General features: G+C 68.0%; 18 protein-coding genes. 11 read left to right on the top strand and 7 right to left on the bottom strand.

What is annotated here, in order from left to right; translation table 11 throughout:
* Positions 1 to 9: 9 nt before the first annotated feature.
* Positions 10 to 975, bottom strand: coding sequence for a beta-hydroxyaspartate dehydratase BhcB (bhcB, locus tag BCY78_RS04200; protein WP_068298286.1), 966 nt, complete (start codon positions 973 to 975; stop codon positions 10 to 12).
* On the bottom strand, positions 965 to 2,188 hold the full coding sequence (bhcA, locus tag BCY78_RS04195) for an L-aspartate--glyoxylate aminotransferase BhcA (protein WP_233499344.1): 1,224 nt from the start codon (positions 2,186 to 2,188) through the stop codon (positions 965 to 967). The genes bhcB and bhcA overlap by 11 nt, the downstream gene beginning before the upstream one ends.
* Positions 2,189 to 2,356: 168 nt before the next feature.
* Between bhcA and bhcR the strand changes: the two genes are divergently transcribed.
* Entirely contained in the window at positions 2,357 to 3,178 is an 822-nt protein-coding gene (gene bhcR, locus BCY78_RS04190; protein WP_068298279.1) for an HTH-type transcriptional regulator BhcR, read from the top strand.
* Here bhcR and BCY78_RS04185 read toward each other — a convergent pair.
* Positions 3,175 to 3,954, bottom strand: coding sequence for an IclR family transcriptional regulator (locus tag BCY78_RS04185; RefSeq protein ID WP_068298277.1), 780 nt, complete (start codon positions 3,952 to 3,954; stop codon positions 3,175 to 3,177). The two genes, bhcR and BCY78_RS04185, sit on opposite strands and share 4 nt — an antisense overlap.
* A 92-nt stretch (positions 3,955 to 4,046) precedes the next feature.
* Between BCY78_RS04185 and BCY78_RS04180 the strand changes: the two genes are divergently transcribed.
* Both BCY78_RS04180 and BCY78_RS04175 read left to right on the top strand, forming a co-directional pair.
* A complete protein-coding gene (locus BCY78_RS04180; RefSeq protein ID WP_068298275.1) occupies positions 4,047 to 6,194 on the top strand; it encodes a malate synthase G in 2,148 nt (715 codons plus the stop codon).
* Positions 6,195 to 6,204: 10 nt separating this feature from the next.
* Positions 6,205 to 6,624, top strand: coding sequence for a heme-binding protein (locus tag BCY78_RS04175; RefSeq protein ID WP_068298272.1), 420 nt, complete (start codon positions 6,205 to 6,207; stop codon positions 6,622 to 6,624).
* A 294-nt stretch (positions 6,625 to 6,918) separates the two neighbouring features.
* Here the strand turns inward: BCY78_RS04175 and BCY78_RS04170 are convergent, their stop codons facing one another.
* From BCY78_RS04170 to BCY78_RS04160, 3 genes are read right to left on the bottom strand one after another with little or no spacing between them, the layout of a single operon-like run.
* Positions 6,919 to 8,625 (bottom strand): biotin carboxylase N-terminal domain-containing protein, encoded by a 1,707-nt coding sequence (locus tag BCY78_RS04170; protein ID WP_068298269.1) that lies wholly within the window; start codon positions 8,623 to 8,625, stop codon positions 6,919 to 6,921.
* The gene (locus BCY78_RS04165) at positions 8,622 to 10,163 is read right to left on the bottom strand and encodes an urea amidolyase family protein (protein ID WP_068298266.1); all 1,542 of its coding nucleotides are present in this window, start codon (positions 10,161 to 10,163) and stop codon (positions 8,622 to 8,624) included. Before BCY78_RS04165 ends, BCY78_RS04170 begins: the two co-directional genes overlap by 4 nt.
* 3 nt (positions 10,164 to 10,166) lie before the next feature.
* A complete protein-coding gene (locus BCY78_RS04160; protein ID WP_068298264.1) occupies positions 10,167 to 10,931 on the bottom strand; it encodes a LamB/YcsF family protein in 765 nt (254 codons plus the stop codon).
* A gap of 79 nt (positions 10,932 to 11,010) precedes the next feature.
* On the opposite strand from BCY78_RS04160, the gene BCY78_RS04155 reads away from it, so the two are divergent.
* The gene (locus BCY78_RS04155; RefSeq protein WP_068298663.1) at positions 11,011 to 11,676 is read left to right on the top strand and encodes a GntR family transcriptional regulator; all 666 of its coding nucleotides are present in this window, start codon (positions 11,011 to 11,013) and stop codon (positions 11,674 to 11,676) included.
* Here the strand turns inward: BCY78_RS04155 and BCY78_RS04150 are convergent.
* Entirely contained in the window at positions 11,660 to 12,370 is a 711-nt protein-coding gene (locus tag BCY78_RS04150; RefSeq protein ID WP_199523104.1) for a GntR family transcriptional regulator, read from the bottom strand. The two genes, BCY78_RS04155 and BCY78_RS04150, sit on opposite strands and share 17 nt — an antisense overlap.
* A 170-nt stretch (positions 12,371 to 12,540) precedes the next feature.
* Between BCY78_RS04150 and BCY78_RS04145 the strand changes: the two genes are divergently transcribed.
* From BCY78_RS04145 to BCY78_RS04115, 7 genes are read left to right on the top strand one after another with little or no spacing between them, the layout of a single operon-like run.
* Complete coding sequence (locus tag BCY78_RS04145; RefSeq protein WP_068298258.1) at positions 12,541 to 13,818, top strand: M20 family metallopeptidase; 1,278 nt, start codon at positions 12,541 to 12,543, stop codon at positions 13,816 to 13,818.
* A 22-nt stretch (positions 13,819 to 13,840) separates the two neighbouring features.
* Positions 13,841 to 15,397: an ABC transporter substrate-binding protein gene (locus BCY78_RS04140; RefSeq protein ID WP_068298256.1), complete on the top strand. Its 1,557-nt coding sequence runs from the start codon at positions 13,841 to 13,843 to the stop codon at positions 15,395 to 15,397.
* 56 nt (positions 15,398 to 15,453) lie between these two features.
* The gene (locus BCY78_RS04135) at positions 15,454 to 16,401 is read left to right on the top strand and encodes an ABC transporter permease (RefSeq protein ID WP_068298253.1); all 948 of its coding nucleotides are present in this window, start codon (positions 15,454 to 15,456) and stop codon (positions 16,399 to 16,401) included.
* Complete coding sequence (locus BCY78_RS04130; RefSeq protein WP_068298250.1) at positions 16,394 to 17,218, top strand: ABC transporter permease; 825 nt, start codon at positions 16,394 to 16,396, stop codon at positions 17,216 to 17,218. Before BCY78_RS04135 ends, BCY78_RS04130 begins: the two co-directional genes overlap by 8 nt.
* Positions 17,219 to 17,228: 10 nt before the next feature.
* On the top strand, positions 17,229 to 18,857 hold the full coding sequence (locus BCY78_RS04125) for an ABC transporter ATP-binding protein (RefSeq protein ID WP_068298247.1): 1,629 nt from the start codon (positions 17,229 to 17,231) through the stop codon (positions 18,855 to 18,857).
* An 18-nt stretch (positions 18,858 to 18,875) separates the two neighbouring features.
* Complete coding sequence (locus BCY78_RS04120; RefSeq protein ID WP_068298244.1) at positions 18,876 to 20,114, top strand: M20 family metallopeptidase; 1,239 nt, start codon at positions 18,876 to 18,878, stop codon at positions 20,112 to 20,114.
* Positions 20,104 to 21,231, top strand: a complete 1,128-nt coding sequence (locus BCY78_RS04115; protein ID WP_068298243.1) for a Xaa-Pro peptidase family protein — start codon at positions 20,104 to 20,106, stop codon at positions 21,229 to 21,231. Before BCY78_RS04120 ends, BCY78_RS04115 begins: the two co-directional genes overlap by 11 nt.
* The last annotated feature ends 12 nt before the right edge of the window (positions 21,232 to 21,243 follow it).

Below are 21,243 nucleotides of genomic sequence, written 5' to 3'. Positions count from 1 at the left end.
GGCGCTTTCTTACATCCAGGGGAGTTTCTTCAGATCGACGTTGCCGCCGGTGATGATAACCCCCACGCGCTGTCCGGCGAAGAGGTCGGGGTTCTTCAGGATCGCCGCCAGCGGCACGGCGCTCGACGGCTCCATGACGATCTTCAGGCGTTTCCAGATCAGTTCCATCGCGGCGACGATCTCGGCTTCCGACACCGTGAGGATATCCGTGACGTGGTTGCGCACGAAATGCCAGGTCAGGTCCTTCAGCGGCACCTTGAGCCCGTCGGCGATGGTCTCGGGCGCGTCGTCGGCGATGATATGGCCGGCGCGGAAACTGCGGGCGGCGTCATCGGCCTGTTCGGGCTCGGCAGCAAAGATCCTGATCTGCGGCGCGACCTGCGACAGCGACAGGCAGGTGCCCGAGACCATGCCCCCGCCACCGATCGGCGCGATCACCGCGTCGAGGCCCTCGACCTGATCGACCAGTTCCAGCGCGCAGGTCCCCTGCCCCGCAATGACCCGGGGATCGTTGTAGGGATGGACGAATTCCGCGCCGGTGCGGGCGACGACCTCGGCAAAGACCGCCTCGCGCGAGCTGGTCGAGGGTTCGCATTCCACCACGGTGCCGCCATAGCCCCGCACCGCGTCCTTCTTCGCCTGCGGCGCGGTGCGCGGCATGACGACGGTGCAGGGGATGCCGCGACGGCCGGCGGCATAGGACAGGCAGGTGCCGTGGTTGCCGCTGGAATGGGTGGCGACACCGCGCGCGGCCTGATCCTCGGTCAGGCCGAACACCGCGTTCGAGGCTCCGCGCGCCTTGAACGCGCCCGCCTTCTGCAGGTTCTCGCATTTGAAGAACAGCTGCGCGCCGGCCAACGCGTCGATCATGCGCGAGGTCAGCACCGGCGTGCGGTGGACATGCGGCGCGATCCGGTCGCGCGCGGCCAGCACATCGTCGAAGGTGGGCAGGCCGGGGGGAAGGTCATCTTTCATCGGAAATCCTTGTGTCTCGAAGGGCGCGCTCAGGCGGCCAGCCGGAATTCGGGGCGACGGTGGCGCGGTAGACCTCCTGCGCGGCGGCGACACCGCTGCCGGGCCTGAGGGCCAGTCCCAGATCGGCCATGCACATCTCCAGCACCGAGAGGCCCGACAGCGCCATCGCCTCGGTCAACAGGCCGAGGTGGCCGAAGCGGAAGCTCTTGGCGGCGAGCTCGCCAAGGCCGGTGCCGAAGGCCATGCCATAGGTACGCGCGGCGCGGGTGACGATCTCACTGGCATTGACGCCGGCGGGGGTGCGGATCGCGGTGATGGTCTGCGAGTAGAGATCGGGCGACAGCGCGGCCAGCGGCAGGCCCCAGGCCCCGGCCGCCGCGCGCACGCCCTCGGCGATGCGGCGGTGACGGGCGAAGACCGCGTCCAGCCCCTCGGCCAGCAGGTAATCGCACGACGCCTTCAGCCCGCAGATCAGCCCGACCGGCGGCGTATAGGGATACAGCCCCGCCGCATATTGGCGCCGCATGTCGCGGATATCGAAGAAACCCCGCGACAGCCGGGCCCTTTCCACCGCCTGCATCGCCTTGTCCGAGAAGGCGATGATCGCCAGCCCCGGCGGCAGCATGAAGCCCTTCTGCGAGCCGGTCACGGCGATATCGACGCCCCAGTCGTCGAAGCGGAACTCCATCGAGGCGATGGAGCTGACGCCATCGACCATGAGCAGCGCCGGATGACCCGCCGCATCGAGCGCGGCGCGCACGGCGGCGATGTCCGAGACGACGCCGGTCGCGGTCTCGTTATGCGTGGCGAGCACGGCCTTGATGCGGTGGTCGCGGTCGGCGGTCAGGATCTCGCGGTAGCGGTCGGCGGGCAGGCCGGCCCCCCAGGGCGCCTCGACGATCTGCATGTCCAGCCCGTGACGTTGGCACAGGTCGATCCAGCGGTGGCTGAACATCCCGTGCCGCGCGGCCAGAACCCGGTCACCGGGCGACAGCGTGTTGGTGATCGCCGCCTCCCAGCCGCCGGTGCCGGTCGAGGGGAACAAAAAGACCTCGGCCGAGGCGGCGCGGATCACCTGCCGCACCCCGGACAGCGCCGGATGCAGCACCTCGGCAAAGGCGCTGGAGCGGTGGTCCATCGTCGGCACATCGGATGCCTTGCGCAGGAATTCCGGCATGTTGGTCGGGCCGGGAATGAAGACGGGGTTCTGCATGGATGCTCCTCCAAGATCAGCCATGACGCGACCCTAGCAGCCTGCTTTCCGCTTGAATATTTTTTTGAAAAGGTTTTCCATTGTGGGGTTAATTCAGTTTTCCGGACGCAAAATCAACGGTCTGTGATTTTTCACCGGGATTTTCGACCTACGCGGGAGGAAAATATTATGGCGACTCCACCGGCCAAGCGCGGCCGACCCAAAGCGATGTTCCCGGTCGAGGGGCAGAACACGATCCAGACGCTGGACCGGGCGCTGGCCCTTCTGCAGCTTCTGTCCAGCCGCGACGGCATGACCCTGAGCGAGATTGCCGCCGCGATGGACCAGTCGGTCGCCACGATGCACCGGGTCCTCGCCACTCTGCAGGCCCGCGAATTCGTCGAGATGTCGCCCGAGCGGCACAATTGGCACATCGGCCCCGGCGCGTTTCTCGCGGGCTCGGCCTTCCTGCGCCGCACCAATGTCGTCGAGCGTGCGCGCCCCGAGATGCACGCGCTGATGGCGGACACGGGCGAGACTTCGAACCTCGGCGTTGATTGGAAGGGGCAGGTGCTGTTCCTCGGGCAGGTCGAGACGCATGAGATGATCCGCGCCTTCTTCCCGCCCGGCACGGTCTCGGCCAAGCATGCCTCCGGCATCGGCAAGGCGCTGCTCAGTTGCTACCCCGAGGCGCGCCTCAACGCCTATCTGGCCGAGGCCCGGTTCGACCGCTTCACCCCCCGGACGCTCGCCGATCCCGAGGCCCTGCGCGCTGATCTGGCGCGGACCCGCGACCGGGGCTATGCGCTCGATGATGAGGAGCGCACGATCGGCATGCGCTGCGTCGCCGCGCCGATCCTGAACATCCATGGCGAAGCAGTGGCGGGGATCTCGGTCTCGGGCCCGACGCAACGGCTGGGTGACGACCGGATCGAGGCGATCGGCCGCATGGTCGCCGCCGCCGCGCGCCGGATCGGCACGCAGATCGGCGCGGCGCCGTTGGAGGGCTAGCTGCCCTCGGGCGGGCGGCCGCCCAGCACTGCCGTCAATGCCAGCGCCTGATCGCGGATGCGCGCGCCCAAGGCCGGCATGTCCGCCTGCGCCAGCCGCAAGGACAGGGCCGAGACCGACAGGCCCCCCAAGGGCTCGCCCGAAGGTGACCAGACCACGGCGGCGACGCAGCGCATGCCGCGGGTGAATTCCTCGTTGTCATAGGCGAAGCCGCGTTTGCGGATGCGGGCGATCTCGGACCACAGGGCCTCGCGGTCGTGCAGGCTGTGGCGCGTCAGCGGCCGGAAGCCATGCCGGTCGACCAGCGCCTCGATCGCATCATCGGGCCATGTGGCGATGATCGCCTTGCCCATGCCCGAGTTCAGGACAGGAGTGCGCCCACCGGGCGAGGCCGTGGCGCGGATGATCTCGCGGCTTTCCACCTGCGCGACGGTGATGACCTCGCTCTCCTGCAGGATGCCCAGATTGGCCGTCTCGCGCGTGGTGTCGCGCAGGCGGCGCAGGAAGGGCATGGCGGCGGCGATGAAGCTTTGCCAATTGCCGAAGGCCACACCGACCGAGAAGGCCTTGCGCCCGACATGCCAGCGCGTGTGGTTGGGGTCGAATTGCGCGAAGCCGTTGCGCTCCAGCGTGGTCAGCAAGCGATGCGCGGTCGAGGGCGCGAGCCCCACCTCACGCGCCAGATCGGATAGCCGAGCGCCCTCGGCCCGGCCCCCGAGGGCTTCGAGCAGCGCCAAAGCGCGGTCCACGGATTGCACGGTGCCGGTCGTCTCCATGTCCCTTGCGTATTCCACATCGTGGAAAACTTCCAGCGCACGCTGGAGCGGACCCGCCCACCTGCATACCGTCGCACACAAAGGAGATCCCCATGACCGCCCATACCCAACGCGCTGGCCTGCAGGTCGCCCCTGTTCTGGCCGATTTCATCGAAACCCGCCTGCTGCCGGGTCTGCCCGTCACGCCCGAGGCCTTCTGGACCGGCTTCGCCGCGCTGCTGGCCGAGTTCGCGCCGGAAAACCGCCGCCTGTTGGAGGTCCGCGACCAGATGCAGGCGCAGATCGACGCCTGGCTGACCGAACGGCGCGGGCAGGAGTGGGACAATTCTGCCTGGCAGGCCTTCCTGCGCGAGATCGGCTATCTTCAGCCCGCCCCCGCGCCGTTCAGCGTCACCACCACGGCCTCCGACCCTGAGATCTCCACCGTCGCCGGGCCGCAGCTGGTGGTTCCGGTGATGAACGCCCGCTTTGCGCTGAACGCGGCGAATGCGCGTTGGGGCAGCCTTTACGATGCGCTTTACGGCACCGACGCGCTGCCCGGCGCGCCCGAGGGCAAGGGCTATGACGCCGCCCGCGGCGCGCAGGCGGTGGCGTGGGCCGCCGACTTCCTCGACAGCGCGATCCCGCTGACCGAGGGCAGCCATGCCGACGCCACGGCCTACACCACCGACGGCGGCACGCTTGCGATCACCGTAGCGGGCAAAGCCGTCGCGCTGGCCGATCCCTCGGCCTTCGCCGGCACCTCGGGCGAGGGCGCCGCGCGCTCGATCCTTCTGCGCCACAACGGGCTGCATATCGAACTGGTGTTCGACCCCGCGCATCCGGTCGGGGCGGCCAGCGCCTCGGGCCTGCGCGACGTGGTGTTGGAATCGACGCTGACGGCGATTCAGGATTGCGAGGATTCGGTCGCCGCCGTCGATGCCGAGGACAAGGTCCTCGCTTATGGCAATTGGCTGGGGCTGATGAAGGGCGACCTGACCGAGGAGGTCAGCAAGGCCGGCCGCACCCTGACCCGCCGCCTGAACGCCGACCGCTCGTTCACCGCGCCGGATGGCTCGACCCTCACCCTGCCCGGCCGCGCCGTGCTGCTGGTGCGCAATGTCGGCCATCTGATGACCTCGGACGCGGTGCTGATGGGCGGCGCGCCGGTGCCCGAGGGGCTGATGGACGCGATGATCACCGTGACCGCGGCGATGCATGACCTGCAGAAGACCGAGGGCGCGCGCAATTCGCGGGCGGGCTCGATCTATGTGGTGAAGCCGAAGATGCACGGCCCCACCGAGGCCGCCTTCGCCAACCGCACCTATGCCCGCGTCGAGGAACTGCTCGGCCTGCCGTTCGGCAGCGTCAAACTGGGCCTGATGGACGAGGAGCGCCGGACCTCGGCCAACCTGCCCGCCTGTATCGAGGCGCTGAAGGAACGGATCGTGTTCATCAACACGGGCTTCCTCGACCGCACCGGCGACGAGATCCACACGGTGATGCAGGCCGGCCCCGTGCTGCCCAAGGCCGAGATCAAGGACGCCGTCTGGCTGTCCGCCTATGAGGCCGGGAATGTCGACGCGGGCCTGAGCGCCGGGATGCAGGGCAAGGGCCAGATCGGCAAGGGCATGTGGGCCAAGCCCGACGCCATGGCCGAGATGCTGGGCGCGAAGATCGGCCATCCGAAGGCCGGCGCGAACACCGCCTGGGTCCCCTCGCCCACCGCGGCCACGCTGCACGCGACGCATTACCACGCGGTCGATGTGGCGGCGCTGCAGGACAGCCTGAAGTCCCGCGCACCCGCCGATTTCGACGCGCTGATGACGCCGCCGCTGATGGGGCGCCGCAACCTCTCGGCCGAGGCGATCGCGCGCGAGGTCGATCTGAACTGCCAGTCGATCCTCGGCTATGTGGTGCGTTGGGTCGATCAGGGCATCGGCTGCTCCAAGGTGCCGGACATCGACGATGTCCCGCTGATGGAGGACCGGGCGACTCTGCGGATCTCGGCGCAGTTTCTGGCCAACTGGCTGATGCATGACCTGATCACCGAGGCGCAGATCGACGAGAGCCTGCGGCGCATGGCGCTGGCCGTCGACCGCCAGAACGCCGGCGACGCGGCCTATGTGCCGATGGCGCCCGCCTATGACGGTCCCGCCTTCAAGGCCGCCCGCGCGCTGATCCTCGAGGGTGCGACCCAGCCCTCGGGCTATACCGAGCCGCTGCTGCACGAATGGCGCCGCACCGCAAAAACCGCCTGAGGAGAGCGATATGAAAACCATCATCCGTCTCGATCTGGACGACGCCCGTATCCTGATCGCCGGGGCCAGCGCCGAGGCCGAGCGCATCGGCGTGCCGATGTGCATCGCCATCGTCGACGAGTCCGGCCAGCTCATCGCCTTCGAGCGGATGGAGGGCGGCAAGGTCACCTCGACCACGATCGCGCTGGACAAGGCCTTCACCGCCGCCGCCGCGAAGAAGGCGACGCATGAATACGGCGCCGCCAGCCAGCCCGGCGCGCCGGCCTACGGCATCAACTCGGCCATCGGCGGCCGGTTGATGGTGGTCGGCGGCGGCCTGCCGGTGCTGCACGAGGGGCAGGTCGTCGGCGGCATCGGCATCTCGTCGGGCACGCCCGCGCAGGATCAGGCGGTGGCGCAGGCTGGCATCGACCATTGGCTGAAACCCTGATCGTCTGACCGCGAATGCAAAACCCCGGCACCGAGGCTTCGGTGCCGGGGTTCTCTTCTTTGGGGCGGGTCAGACCTTCAACGCCAGCAATAGCACCACGGCCACATGCACCGCCTCACGGTCTGCACCGTCATGGATCTGATGGCGGCAGCTGATCCTCGTCAGCGCAAATGTCGCGCGATTCAGGCATCGCCCGTGTCGTTGGACGCGCATCTGGAAGAGGAGGCTACATTGCCCCGCCCCGGTGGCCAGGCGCTTTCCTTGGTGGCCCCCGCTCTCCAAGGCGCGTGATCGTCACCGAACCTGCCCGATGACCATGCCGGCCTCAACCGAGGCGCCGATCGCAACACTCTGCGAGAGATGCCCGCGGGCCGGCGCAACGACCTGCGTCTCCATCTTCATCGCCTCGACGATGGCAACGACGGCGCCCTGCTCGACCTCGGCGCCATCCTCGACCATCCAACGTTGCAGGGTGCCAAAGCCCGGCGACAACAGCGCTCCTTCGGGAACTGTCAGTGTCTCGGCCGTCGTGGTCGATTGCGCGGGCGCGGCTGCTGAGAACAGCCCCGCAGGCAGGCCCAGCAGGTGGCGTTTGCCGTCGATCTCGATGAAGCTACGGATCAGGTCCGACGACGCCGGCTCGGTCCGAGGGGCCGGCGCGAAGTCGTTGAACTCGCTCTCGATCCAGTTGGTGTAGACGCGGAACTCCTGCGCGAATTCCGGTGCCTCCAGCACCGCGCGGTGGAAGGGCAGAACACTGGCCACGCCCTCGATCTCGAACTCCGCCAAAGCCCGGCGCGCGCGGGCCAAGGCCTGTTCGCGCGTGGCCCCGGTGACGATCAGCTTGGCCATCAGGCTGTCATAGAGCCCGGGCACCAGCGATCCACTTTCCACCGCCGAATCCAGCCGCACACCGGGCCCCGAGGGCGCGCGGAACCGCGTGATCCGCCCCGGCGCGGGGAGGAAGCCGCGGCCCGGGTCCTCGGCATTGATGCGGAATTCTATCGAATGGCCGCGTGGCGCCGGCGTTTCAGTGACTGACAAGGGCAGGCCGTCGGCGATGCGCAGCTGCTCGATAACGATGTCGATTCCCGTGGTTTCCTCGGTCACCGGATGCTCGACCTGCAGCCGCGTGTTCACCTCGAGGAACGATAGAACCCCGTCCTGAGACAGCAGGAATTCGACCGTCCCGGCCCCGGTATAGCCCGCAGCCGCACAGATCGCGCGGGCGGAGGCATGCACACGCGCGCGCTGATCGTCGGTCAGGAAGGGTGCGGGGGCTTCCTCGACCAGCTTCTGATTGCGGCGCTGCAGGCTGCAATCGCGGGTGCCCAGCACGACGACATTGCCGTGGCTGTCGGCCAGAACCTGCGCCTCGACATGGCGGGGCTTGTCGAGGAATTGCTCGGCATAGCAATCGCCGCGCCCGAAGGCCTCGGTCGCCTCGCGCACGGCGGAATCGTACAGATCCGCCACCTCGTCGAGCCGCCGCGCCACCTTCAGCCCGCGCCCACCGCCACCGAACGCCGCCTTGATCGCCATCGGCAGGCCGACCTCGCGCGCGAAGGCCACGGCCTCGGCGCCCGATGTCAGCATCCCGGCCGAGCCCCGGACCAGCGGCGCGCCGACCGATTGCGCGATGCGCCGGGCCTCGACCTTGTCGCCAAGCGCGGTGATGACCTGCGGCGCGGGGCCGACCCAGATAAGGCCCGCGTCGATCACGGCTTGTGCGAATTCCGCGCGCTCGGACAGGAAGCCATAGCCCGGATGCACCGCGTCGGCGCCGGATTTCCGCGCGATCTCAAGGATCTTGGCGATGTCGAGATAGGTCTCGGACGGACGCCCGGCCCCGAGCCCCCAAGCCTCATCCGCTTGGGCGACATGCAGGGCCTCGGCATCGGCGTCGGCGTAAATCGCGACGGATTGGATGCCGTAGTCGCGGGCGGCGCGGAGGATGCGCAGGGCGATCTCGCCCCGGTTGGCGATCAGGAGCTTCTTCATCGGGCGGGGCTTTCGAGCAATTGGAAACGGATCAAGGCACCGGGCGGGATCTGCCCGGCGAGGTCGAGGTGATGCGCGGCCACGCAGCTGATCACCGGATAGCCGCCGGTCAGCGGATGATCGGCGAGGAACAGCACCGGCTGGCCATCATGCGGCACTTGGATCGCGCCGGTGACGGTGGCCTCGGACGGCAGTTCCGCCCGGTCCCGGCGCTCCAGCGGCTCCGCGCCGGACAGGCGCAGGCCGATGCGGCTCGATTGCGGCGTGACCAGCCAATCCTGCGCGGTGAGGCGGCGCACACCCTCGGCCGTGAACCAATCGTCCCGCGGCCCGAGGCGCAGGTCCAGCGTCACCACCTCGCCCGGCCGCGGCAGGGCGCGCGCGGGTTCGGCATGAACGGCGACCGCGCCGGCCGGGCGATGCGCGGCGGCGAGGCGGCTGCCGGTCATCACCGGCGCAGGGCCGACCTTGGCGAGCGTGTCATACGAGGACGAGGCGATCACAGGCGTCACCTCGAACCCGCCGCGCAGGGCGAGGTAGCTGCGGATGCCAGATGTCGGGCGCTGGATTTCGACGGTCTCGCCAGCGTCGACGGCGAAGGGCTGTCCAAACGGAGCCTCGACCCGCCCGGCGACGCGGATCGTGCAGGGTGCCCCGGTCAGCGCCAGCGTCATCGGGTGATCCGCGCGCAGGCTCAGGCCACCGAAGGTCAGTTCCAATACCGGCTCGGCGGGATCGTTGCCCAGCAATCGGTTCGCCTGCCGTGCCGCGCTTCGGTCCAGCGCACCCGAGGGTCCGACCCCCTGCCCCGCCTGACCGGCCCGGCCTGCATCCTGCCAGAAGGCGGGCAAATCGGCGCGCAGGACCTCGATCCCGCCGCTCGGTTGCGGGGCCGCCGCGGGGGCCGGCACGCTGATCGTCGCGCCCTTCCCCATGTCGCGAAACCGCACCCGGTCACCGGGCGCGAGCAGCGCCGGACGCGGGCGGGTCAGGTCCCACATCGGCACCGGCGTGCGACCCAGCAATTGCCAACCCCCTGGACTGTCCGAGGGATAGATCCCGCCAAACCGCCCCGCCAGCGCCACCGATCCGGCCGGAATGCGCACGCGCGGGCTGGGCCTGCGCGGCAGATCGAAGGCGGGATCGTCGCAGGTCATATAGGCGAAGCCCGGCGCGAAGCCGGTGAAGGCGACGGTCCACAGCGCCTCGGTATGGCGCCGGATGACCTCCGCTGTGTCCCAACCGAGATGCTCGGCCACGGCGGCCAGATCCTCGCCGTCATAGGTCACGGGGATCTCGTGGTCCTGCCCGTGCCGGGCCGAGCCGCCGGCGGGCGGCAGCGCGCGGATCTGCGCCTCCAGCGTCGCGCGATCGGTGAGCTCGGGCGCCCAGGCGACCAAGACCGTGCGCGCCGCGGGGATCAGGTCGACAACACCGGGCAGCGCCGCGCTGGCGAGCCGGTCGAACAGCGCGAGCGCCTGCTCCAGCGTCTCGCAATCGATCAATAAGGCCGTGTCGCCGGCGGTCAGGAAACGCATGGCTCAGACCTCGCAGAAGGGAGCGAGGGTGATGCCCGCTCGCTCCAGCGCGCCGCGCAGATGGGACGCGATGGCGACGGCGGCGGGGGTGTCGCCATGCACGCAGATCGACTGGGCCTCGAGCGTGATCTCGGTGCCGTCGACCGCCGTCAGGCGGCCCTCGGTCACCAGCCGCAGCATCCGCGCGGCGATCGCCTCGGGGTCATGCAGCACGGCACCGGGAAGGCGCCGGTCCACCAGCGAGCCATCGGCATTGTAGCCGCGGTCCGCAAATACCTCGCAAACAACGGACAGCCCGGCGGCGCGGGCCTGCGCGACGATCGGCGCGCCCGACAGGGCGAGCAGCGGCAGCGTCGGCGCCACCGCCTTGATCGCCGCGATCACATCTCCCGCCTGCCGCGCGTCTTCCGCAATGGTGTTGTAGAGCGCGCCATGCGGCTTGACATAGGCGACCCGCGTGCCGGCGGCGCGGGCGAGGCCCTGCAGCGCGCCGATCTGATAGATCGCGTCGCCGATCAGCTCGGCGCTGGTCGGGTCCATCGCCCGCCGGCCGAAGCCCGCGAGGTCGCGATAGCCGATATGCGCACCGACCGACACGCCCTTTTCCGTCGCCGCGCGCAGGGTGGTCAGGATGCCGGCCGGGTCGCCGGCATGGAAGCCACAGGCGACATTGGCGCTGCTGACCAATCCCAGCATCGCCGCGTCGTCACCCATGCGCCACGGGCCGAAGCTTTCGCCAAGATCGCTGTTCAGGTCGATACGCGCCATCGAAACCGCCTTGTTATGTCGGATGATAGAGTCTAGATTGTTCAACAATCCTGATGCGCAAAATGATCTCGAACACCCGATGAGTCAAGCCACCGATCCGCAGACCACCCGGATTCCGCATCAGCTGCGGGAAATGCTGATCTCGGGCGAGGTCGCACCGGGGGAGAAGCTGTCCGAGCAGCGGCTGGCGCAAGGGCTTGGAACCTCCCGCAATACCCTGCGCGAGGCGTTCCGGACGCTGGCGGCCGAGGGGTTGCTGATCCATCATCCGAACCGCGGGGTCTTCGTCGCTGCGCCTGATGAGGCGGCGATCCTCGACATCTACCGCCTGCGCCGGGTCGTGCAGCGCGGCGCGGTCGAGGCCGCCCTGCCCGGTCACCCGGCGCTGAAGGACATGGCCGAGTGTGTCGCCGGTGCCGAGCAGGCGCGCGGCGCGGGGGATTGGCGCGGGGTGGCCACGCAGAACATGGCCTATCACCGGGCGATGGTGCGGCTGGCCGACAGCCCGCGGCTGAGCGCCTGCTTCGACAGCACCATGGCCGAGATGCGGTTGGCCTTCGGTCAGATCGAGGATTCCGCCTTCCTGCACGAGCCCTATATCGAGCTGAACGCGGGCCTGTTGCGGGCGATCCTGCGCGGCAACCATCTGACCGCGCTGGCGCAGCTCGATGCCTATCTCAACCGCTCGGAACAGGCGATTCTGGGGGCTTTTGCCCGGATGCGGAGCGCTACTGGATCTCGTTGATATAGACGTCGTCGCGGGTGCAGGCGCGGTGATCGTTCAGCAGGATCGGCTGCGCCTGCTCGTCATAGGCGACCTCGGACAGCACCAGAACGGCCGCGGGTGCGGTCAGGCCCAGCAGCTCGATATCCGTCTCGCTGGCGAGTTCGGCCTCGATCTGCTCGCGGATCGCCGCGATCTTCAGCCCGTAATCCGACCACAGCCCGAGGTACATGAGTTCCGGCACCTCGTCGGCCTGGGTCGGGAAATCCGGCACCAGATGCATCGGCAGGATCACCGTCTCGTGCATCACCGGCCGCCCACCGACGAGGCGCAGGCGGTGGATCTGATGTATCATCGCGGGCTCGGGCAGCGCGAGGCGCTCGGTCTCGGCCGGGGTCGAGAGGCGCTGGCAAGTGCTCAGGACGCGGGCCTTCGAATTCTGCAGATCGCCGGCCCGCGAGTGCAGGCGGAAGTAGTTATAGACGATTCGCAGCGAGTGGCGCGGCGGACGTCCGGTGACGACGGTGCCGGTCTTGCGGCGACGCGACAGAACGCCTCCGGCGGTCAATTCCCCCAGAGCGCGGCGGATCGTGCCGACCGAGACGCGGAATTCCTGGGCAAGTGCCGTCTCGGAAGGCAGCACCGTGCCGGCCGGCCAGGTGCCGGACTCGATTCTCGCGGTCAGCTGCTCGGTGATCGCCCTATAAATAGGCATATTGAGGGGAGTATTGATTGAAATGTGACCACTCCAGCGCATTCAGGACCCATCTGGGCACCGTTGCCATGACCTTCGCTGATTCAGGATTGACGTCAAGTCCGGCCCTGCGCTTATTTCTATATAGTTTACAGATAAGGACCGAAAGTGACTGACCGCGAGGCCACGCAATGACCGGAACCGAGCTGCGCCGCGCCGCCATGGCGATGATCGACGCCGAGCTGGACCACGCCGTGGCGGACCTGTCGCGGATGGTCGCTGTGGACACGACCTTCCCGCCCGGCGCCGGCTATGCCGATTTCGCCGCGCTGATGGAGGGGCTTCTGTCCGACCTGCCGATGACCACCGCGCGCGTTTCGGTGCCCGAGGATCTGTGGCGTGTCGCCCGTGGCCCGGCGCGGGGCGAGCGGGTCAACCTGATTGCCGACACGGCGGGCGACGGGCCGGTCTGCAGCCTGTATTTCCACGTCGACACGGTCTGCGCGGCCTCGGGCTGGAAAACCGATCCCTTCACCCTGACAGAGGCCGACGGCAAGCTGCTCGGACTGGGCGCGGCCGACATGAAGGGCGCGGTCGCGGCGGCGGTCCATGCGCTGCGCGTGGCGCAGAAGCTCGATCTTCCGCTGGCCTATCGCCCGCAACTGCTGCTCTGCACCGACGAGGAAGGCGGGCTCTATCCCGGCATCCGCTATCTGGCGGAACAGGGGCTGATCGCCGGGCATCTCCTGAACTTCAACGGCTCGGCCGGACCGCGCATCTGGGGTGGCTGCTTCGGCAGCTTCAACCTTCAGGTCACCGTCACCGGCTTCGCCGCCCATGCCGCCGACCGCTCGAAACAGGGCGTCAACGCGATCGAGGCCGCGCTGCCGATGATGCAGGCGGTCCAGGACCTGCGGCCCGTCGTCACCGCCCGCACCTCGGCCCTGCCGGTGCCGCCGGGAGCCGCCCCGCTGGCCGCACAGATCGCCGTCACCGTGGCCGAGGGCGGGACCTGCGGCGGGCAGGTGCCGGACCGTTTCACCTTCCTCATCTCGCGCCGCTATGCGCCCGAAGAGGATTTCACCGAGGCCCGCGCCGAGATCGAGACTGCGATCCGCGCCGCCTGCCCGGCCGGTGCGACGCTGGATGTCGATCTGATCGGCCATCTGATCCCGACCGCCGATCCCGAGGGCCCGCATACCGCGCGCTGGATCCGCGCCGTGCAGGAGGGCTTCGGCTATGCCCCCGACGACTTCGTGAAATACGCCGCCGCCAGCGCGTCTGATTCCGGCTACATCCAGCGTGCGGGCGTGCTGCAGGAGATCAACCTCGGCGGTCTGATCCGCCCGGAATCGAACGCGCATGGCGCGCAGGAACACACCACGCGCGCCGATCTGGCCGCGCTGGCGAAGACGATCCTCAGCTATCTGGCCGCGGATTTCGCGCCGGATCTGAACCCCGACAACTAATCACCAACAGGAGTCCCCCCCGATGCCCCTCAATCGCCGTGCCTTCCTCTCCAGCAGCGTCGCGCTTGCCGCGCTGGCGACCGTCCTGCCCCGCGCCGTGATGGCGCAGGCCACCCCCGAGGCCGGCGGCACGCTGCGCGTCGCGGTGGATCAGGCCGTGAGCGTCATCCACCCGCTGCTGACCCGCGTGAACCCGGAATACATGGCGGCCGAGCTGATGTATTCGGGCCTGACCCGTCTGGGCCGCGACATGCAGGCCGAGGCCGATCTGGCGACCGAATGGAGCGCCAACGACGACCTGACCGTCTGGACCTTCAACCTGCGTCCGGGCGTGACCTTCCATGATGGCGCCGCCTGCACCGCCGCCGATGTCGTGGCCTCGTTCGAAGCGATCCTGAACCCCGATTTCGCCTCGCCCGCGCGCAACAACGTGGGCCCGATCGCCTCGATCGAAGCGGTGGACGATGTGACCGTGCGCTTCACGCTGAGCTCGTCTTACGCCGACTTCCCGGTGGCGCTGGCCTATAACAACGCCCGCATCATCCCGGCCTCGGTGATCGAAGGCTCGTTCGAAAGCCTGCGCACCGTCGCCAACGGCACCGGCCCGTTCAAGCTGGTGTCCTACGAGCCCGACCGCCTGATCGTCGTCGAGAAGAACCCGGATTACTACGACCCGGCGCGTCCCTACCTCGACCGGATCGAGCTGCATGTGTTCCCGGATCTGGGCGCGCAGGTCTCGTCGCTGATGGCCGGTGACATCGACATGATCGCGACCGTCGGCCCGAACGACTACATGCGTTTGGAAGGTCAGGACAGCATCGACGTGCTGCGTTCGGCCTCGGGTCAGTTCTGCAACGTGAACTTCGGCACCGATATCGAGCCGTTCAACGACCCGCGTGTCCGCCGTGCGCTGGCGCTGACCGTGGACCGCGAGGCCATGGTCGACTTCATGACCGAAGGTTTCGGCGTGAAGGGCAACGACACGCCGCTGAACGAATCCTATCCGTTCTTCGAGGCCCTGCCGCAGCGTGAACAGAATATCGAGGAAGCCCGCGCCCTTCTGGCCGAGGCCGGTTTCCCCGATGGTTTCGAAGCCGAGCTGATCGCCTCGGACCGTCCGGCGATCCGCGTGCAGCTGGCCGTGGCCCTGCGCGAGATGGCCCGTGCCGCCGGCATCACCATCAACGTGACCACCATGCCGCACGCCACCTATCTGGACCAGGTCTGGACCAAGGGCGCGTTCTACGTGGGCTTCTACAACATGCAGCCGACGCCGGATGGCATCCTGAAGCTGCTGTTCACCTCGGACGCCGCCTGGAACGAGACGCGCTGGAACAACACCACGTTCGACGATCTGGTCGCCCGCGCCCGCGCCACCGTCGAGCCCGCCGCCCGCACCGATCTCTATACCCAGGCGCAGGCGCTGATGAACGAGGAAGTCCCGTCGATCATTCCGGCCTTCTTCGACGTGCTCGGCGCGAAACGCAGCTGGATGCAGGGCTATGACATCCATCCGCGTGCCTCGGTGTTCCGTCTGGACCACGCCTGGCTCGAAGCCTCCGCCCCCACGCGCGGCTGATCATTTGACTGACGGCCTGCCCCCGTGCGGGGCAGGCCAAACCACAGGGAATTTCCGTGTCAGCGAGCTATATCCTCAAGCGTATCGCCCTGATCTTCTACACGCTGTTCGTCGTCTCGATCCTCGTGTTCGGCATCACCCAGATCCTGCCGGCCGACGCCGCGGTGATGATGCTGGGCGAGAATGCCACGCAGGATGCGCTGGACGCGCTGCGTACGCAGATGGGCCTCAACGATCCGATCTGGCTGCAATATCTGCACTGGGCCAGCGGCGTCGTGCAGGGTGATTTCGGCACCTCGCTGCGCACCGGCCAGCCGGTCGGCCCCGCGCTGTTCTCGGCGCTCGGCACCTCGCTGACGCTGGCTGTCCTTGCGCTGGCGCTGATGCTGGTGCTGGCCGTGCCGATGGGCATCCTTGCCGCCGTGCGCCGGGGCAAGCTGTCCGATCTGGTCGTCGGCTTCATCTCGTATATCGGCGTCTCGCTGCCGGAATTCGTCACCGCCACACTGGCCGTGGTGCTGGTCGCGGATCTCTGGGGCCTGTTGCCGCCCGCGGGCTACATCCCCTTGTCCGAGGATCTCTGGGGCGGGCTGCAACGCCTGATCCTGCCCGTCTGCGTGGCCTCGGTGATGATGATCGCCCATGTCTCGCGCATGGTCCGATCCGAGCTCGTGGACGTGATGCACACCGACTACATCCGCGCCGCGCGCCTCAAGGGCCTGACGCCGCGCCGGGTGCTGTTCCGCCACGGGCTGCGCAACGCCCTGCTGCCGACGATCACCATCGTCGCGCTGGACGTGGGCTACCTTCTGGGCGGGATCATCGTCGTCGAGGAAATCTTCTCGATCCCCGGCATCGGCCGCTCGCTCATGTCCGCCATTCAGGCCCGTGACCTGCCGGTGATTCAGGCCGGCGTGATGATCATGGCCGCCACCTATTCCATCGTGAACTTCGCCGCCGACCTCATGTATGCGTGGCTCGACAAGAGGATCCAGTATGACTGATTTTCTGCGCCGCCTGTTGCGGAGCCCGCAGGGAGCACTGGGTTGCCTCGTCGTCGGGCTGATCCTGATCGCGGTGGTCTTCGGCCCCTATCTGACCCATTACGGGCCTGAGGACATGCAAGCCCTCGCCCGCTACAAGGGCCCCTCGGCCGAGCATTGGCTGGGCACCGACCAATACGGCCGCGACATCTTCAGCCGGCTTCTGGACGGCGCGCGCTCGACGGTCTTGATGGCGGTCGTCGCCACGGTGATCGGCACGCTCGGCGGGGCGATCATCGGCACCGGCTCGGCCTATCTCGGCGGTCGCTCGGACGAGTTCATCATGCGCACCAATGACGCGGTGATGGCGATCCCCTCGCTGCTGATGGCGCTGATGGTCGTGTCGCTCTTGGGCTCGAACTCGGTCAACGCGCTGCTGGCCATTGCCATCGCCTTCATGCCGTCGATGGCCCGCATCAGCCGCTCGGTCGCGCTGACCGTGCGCAAGCAGGATTACGTCAGCGCCGCCATCGCCCGTGGTGAAGGCGCCCCCTACATCGTCCTGCGCGAGATGCTGCCCAACGTGATCGCGCCCATCGTCGTCGAGATGACGATCCGCGTGTCCTTCGCGGTGATGCTGTTCGCGACGCTGTCCTTCCTCGGCCTCGGCGCGCAGCCGCCGGCGACGGATTGGGGGCTCATGGTCTCCGAGGCGCGGCAGTATCTGCACCGCTCCTACTGGATCCTTTTGTGGCCGAGCGCCGCCATCGCCCTCACCGCCATCGGCTTCAACCTTCTCGGCGACGGGCTGCGCGACGCCCTGAACCCCCGCACCTGAGGACCGGAGCATGACAGAGACGAACACGGTCCTCCGGGTCGAGAATTACTCGCTGGCCTATGAGGTCAAGGCGGGCGCGGTGCAGGTGCTCAACGGCATCAATCTGGCGATCCGGCGCGGCGAGATCCTCGGGCTGGTCGGCGAAAGCGGCTCGGGCAAGTCGAGCATGGCCAGCGCCATCATGCGCCACCTCGCCGGTAATGCGCGCGAGAATGACGGGCGCATCTGGCTGGGCGAGACCGACCTGCGCACCCAATCGGAACGCCAGATGTCCGAGATCCGCGGCAGCCGCGTATCGATGGTGTTCCAGGACCCGGCAACCTCGCTGAACCCGACCCTGCGGCTGGGCGAGCAACTGGCCGAGGTCTTGATCCGCCATCAGAAACTGACCCCGGCGCAGGCCTGGGCCGAGGGTGAGGCGCGGCTCGCGCATGTGGGGCTGAAGACCCCGCGCGAGATGATGCAGCGCATGCCGCATGAGGTCTCGGGCGGCGAGAAGCAGCGCGTGGTGATCGCCACCGCCTTCGCCTGCAATCCCGAACTCATCATCTTCGACGAGCCGACGACTGCGCTGGATGTCATCACCGCGCGGCAGATCCTCGATCTGTTCGGGGCGCTGCAGCAGGAGACGGGCGTGGCCTCGCTCTATATCTCGCACGACCTCGCGCTGCTTTCGCAGACCGCCGACCGGGTGGCCGTGCTGCAGAAGGGCGTGATCGTCGAGGAAGGCGAGACCGCCCAACTGTTCCGCGCGCCGCAGCACGCCTATACCAAGGCACTGATCGCCGCCGCGCCGCAGCCCCAGCGCCTTCTGGTGCAACCCCTTGATGCGGCAGCGAAACCGCTGGTTTCGGTGCGCGATGTGACGGTGAATTACGGCCGCAAGCCGCTGCTCGACAGCCTCTTGCGCCGCGATTTCGCCCCCGTGGTCGGCAGCCGCGCCGTGACCCTGGACCTGCGCCCCGGCGAGGTTCTGGGCATCGTCGGCGAAAGCGGCTCGGGCAAGTCGACGCTGGCAAAGGCGATGACCGGCCTCAACCGCTTCGAGGGGCTGATCGAATTCGACGGCAAGCCCGTGCGCGGCCTGTCGGACATGGATGCCGAGTATCGCCGCGACGTGCAGATCATCTTCCAGCATCCCGACGCCTCGCTGAACCCGCGGCAACGGATTTCCGAGATCCTCGCCCGGCCGGTGAAGCTGTACGGCAAGGGCCAAGGCACCACGCGCGAGCGGATCGTGGCGATGCTGGAGCGCGTGCGCCTGCCCGCCAGCTACATCGACCGCTACCCGCACGAGCTGTCGGGCGGCGAGAAACAGCGCATCGCCATCGCCCGCGCCTTCCTGTCGAACCCGCGTCTGGTGATCTGCGACGAGATCACCTCGGCGCTGGACGTCTCGGTGCAGGCCTCGGTGATCGAACTGCTGATGGAGCTGCACCGCGACACCGGCGCCGCCTATGTCTTCATCACCCATGACATCAATCTGGTGCGGCAGATCGCCCACCGCATCGCCGTGATGTACCGCGGCGATCTGGTCGAGATCGCCGATGCGGAGCGCATCACTGATGCCGACCGTGCCCCCTATACGCGCCAGCTGCTGGAGGCGGTTACGCCCCCTGCCTCGACGCATAGCGCCTGACTTCAAGGACTTATCCCGATGGACCGCAAATCCCTGCTCGACTCTGTCGATGCGAAAGCCGCCCTCGACTTCGTGTCGATGATGGTCCGGCACAAGACCTATTCCGAAACCGAGGGCGAGACCCAGCTGGTCAAGCGCATGGTGCAGGAGATGGGGGCGATCGGCATCGACGCCCATGTGCACGGCTTCGGCGACAAGGGCCGCTCGAACGCGATCGGCACGCTCAAGGGCACCGGCGGCGGTGCGAGCCTGATGTACAACGGCCATCTGGACACCAACCCGGTGACCGAGGGCTGGACCGTCGATCCCTGGGGGGGCCTCGTGGATGACAGCTTCATCTACGGCATCGGCGTGTCGAACATGAAATCGTCGAACGCAGCGTTCTTCTGCGCGATCAAGGCCTTGCAGGACGCGGGCGTGAAGCTGAAGGGCGACGTGGTCCTGACCTATGTGGTGGGCGAGCTGCAGGGCGGCGTCGGCACCGAGGCACTGGTGCGCGACGGCTACCGCGCCGACTATTTCATCAACGGCGAGCCCAGCGATCTGGTCGCCGTGACGATGCACGCCGCCGCGCTGAAGTTTCAGATCGAGCTGACCGGCGACACCCGCCATCTGTCGAAGCGCGAGGAAGCGGTCGACGCGCTGGTCGCGGGTTGCGATCTGGTCGGGCGGCTGAACACCATGACCTTCTCGGGCGCGGAGACGGAGGAGCATGCCTCGGTCAACCGCTGCCATGTCGGCGTGATCAAGGCGGCTCTGGGTCGCGAGCTTGAGGAATGGCGCCCTCCGCAAGTCGCGGATTTCTGCGTGCTCAAGGGTTCGTCGCGCTATGCGCCGGGACAGACGCGCGACGGAGTTCTGGCCGATATGGAGGTCGAGCTGACCGCGCTGCGCGCCCGCTATCCGGGCCTGCAGACGAAGCTCATCTCGATGGACACGATGGAGGAAAAGGGCCTGTCGCTGATGCCCCCCTATCAGGTCCGCCGCGACAGCCCGATCGTCACCGCGATCAACGCAGCCTACCTCGAGGTGCGCGGCGAGGAGCAACCGACCGGCGCCATCACGCCGACGCGCTTCTATGGCTCGGACGCGGGGCATCTTTATGAACTCGGCGGCATGGAAGGCATCGTCTGCGGCAGCGGCGGGCGCTACAACACCATGCCGGACGAGCGCGTGGACATCGTCGATTACGTTGATCTGATCAAGGTCTACATGCTGACGATCATGGATATCTGCGGCGTCGACGATGCTGCGTGAGATCCCGGCCGAATACCGCTGGCGGGTCGACAAGGCCCGCGCGGCGTTGGCTGAGGCGGGCTGCGACCTCCTGATGCTCGACAGCGGCGAGAGCCTTGCGTGGCTGTCTGGCTACAGCGTGTCCGAGACGATGTACCGCGCGGTGTTCCTGCCGCGCGAGGGCGCGCCGTGGTTCGTCCTGCGCCATCTCGATGCCGAGCCCTGCCGTCAGGGCGGCTGGATCGAGGACATCATCGGTTATCTCGATAGCGACTACCCTGAGCGGGTGATGGCCGACCAGATCGCGCAGCGGGGCTTTGGGGCCGTGCGGATCGGCGTCGATTTCAACTCGATCAGCTGGAATCCGGCGCGGATGGCCTTCCTGCAGGCCGCCCTGCCCGGCGCGCGTTTCGTCAACCTCGAAGGGCTGACCGAGTCCCTGCGCTGGGTGAAGTCGGCGCAGGAGATCGGCAAGCTGGCCGAGGCCTCGGCCATCGCCGACCGCGCTATGGCCGAGATCGCCGCCAAGGCCCGGCCCGGCCTCACCACGCGCGAGGCTGCCGCCACCGCCGCCGCCTGCTTCCTGCGCCACGGCGCGGATACCGGCGAGACGGGTCCGATCGTGAGGGGGCGCGGCAGCCATGAATTCCTGCACGGCCTCTTTCGCGCCGACACGCTCGAGACGGGCGACATCCTGCATGTCGAGCTGATCCCCTATGTCGGCCGCTATGGCGCGCGGATGATGCGGCCTGTGGTGATCGGCCAACCCTCGGCCCGCCAGCAGGAGGTCGCGCAGACCCTGATCGCGCTGCAGGACGAACAGATCGAGGCGATGCGCCCGGGGGCCATCGCCTCGGACGTGGACCGCATCGTCCGGGGCGGCGTGCTGAAGGCGGGTCTGCGGGACGAGTATACCAACGTCACCGCCTATACGCTGGGCCTGTACATCCGCACGCCGCGCAGCAGCGATTTCTCGCGCGTGTTCCTGCCGGATCAGCGTTGGGCGCTGGAGGAGAACATGGTGTTCCATGTCTACACCACAGCCGAGGGTCTGGGCTTTTCGGAAACCGTGGTCGTCACGCCCGAGGGTGGGCGGCGCCTGACTCAGACACCTCGGCAGATCCTGACAAACGGCTGATGAAGTTCAGAA

This window comes from Pararhodobacter sp. CCB-MM2, from assembly GCF_001691415.1.
In the GTDB taxonomy this organism is placed as follows: domain Bacteria; phylum Pseudomonadota; class Alphaproteobacteria; order Rhodobacterales; family Rhodobacteraceae; genus Pararhodobacter.
The sequence above is the reverse complement of the archived record's forward strand: the minus strand, read 5'-3'. Positions and strand labels throughout refer to the sequence as shown.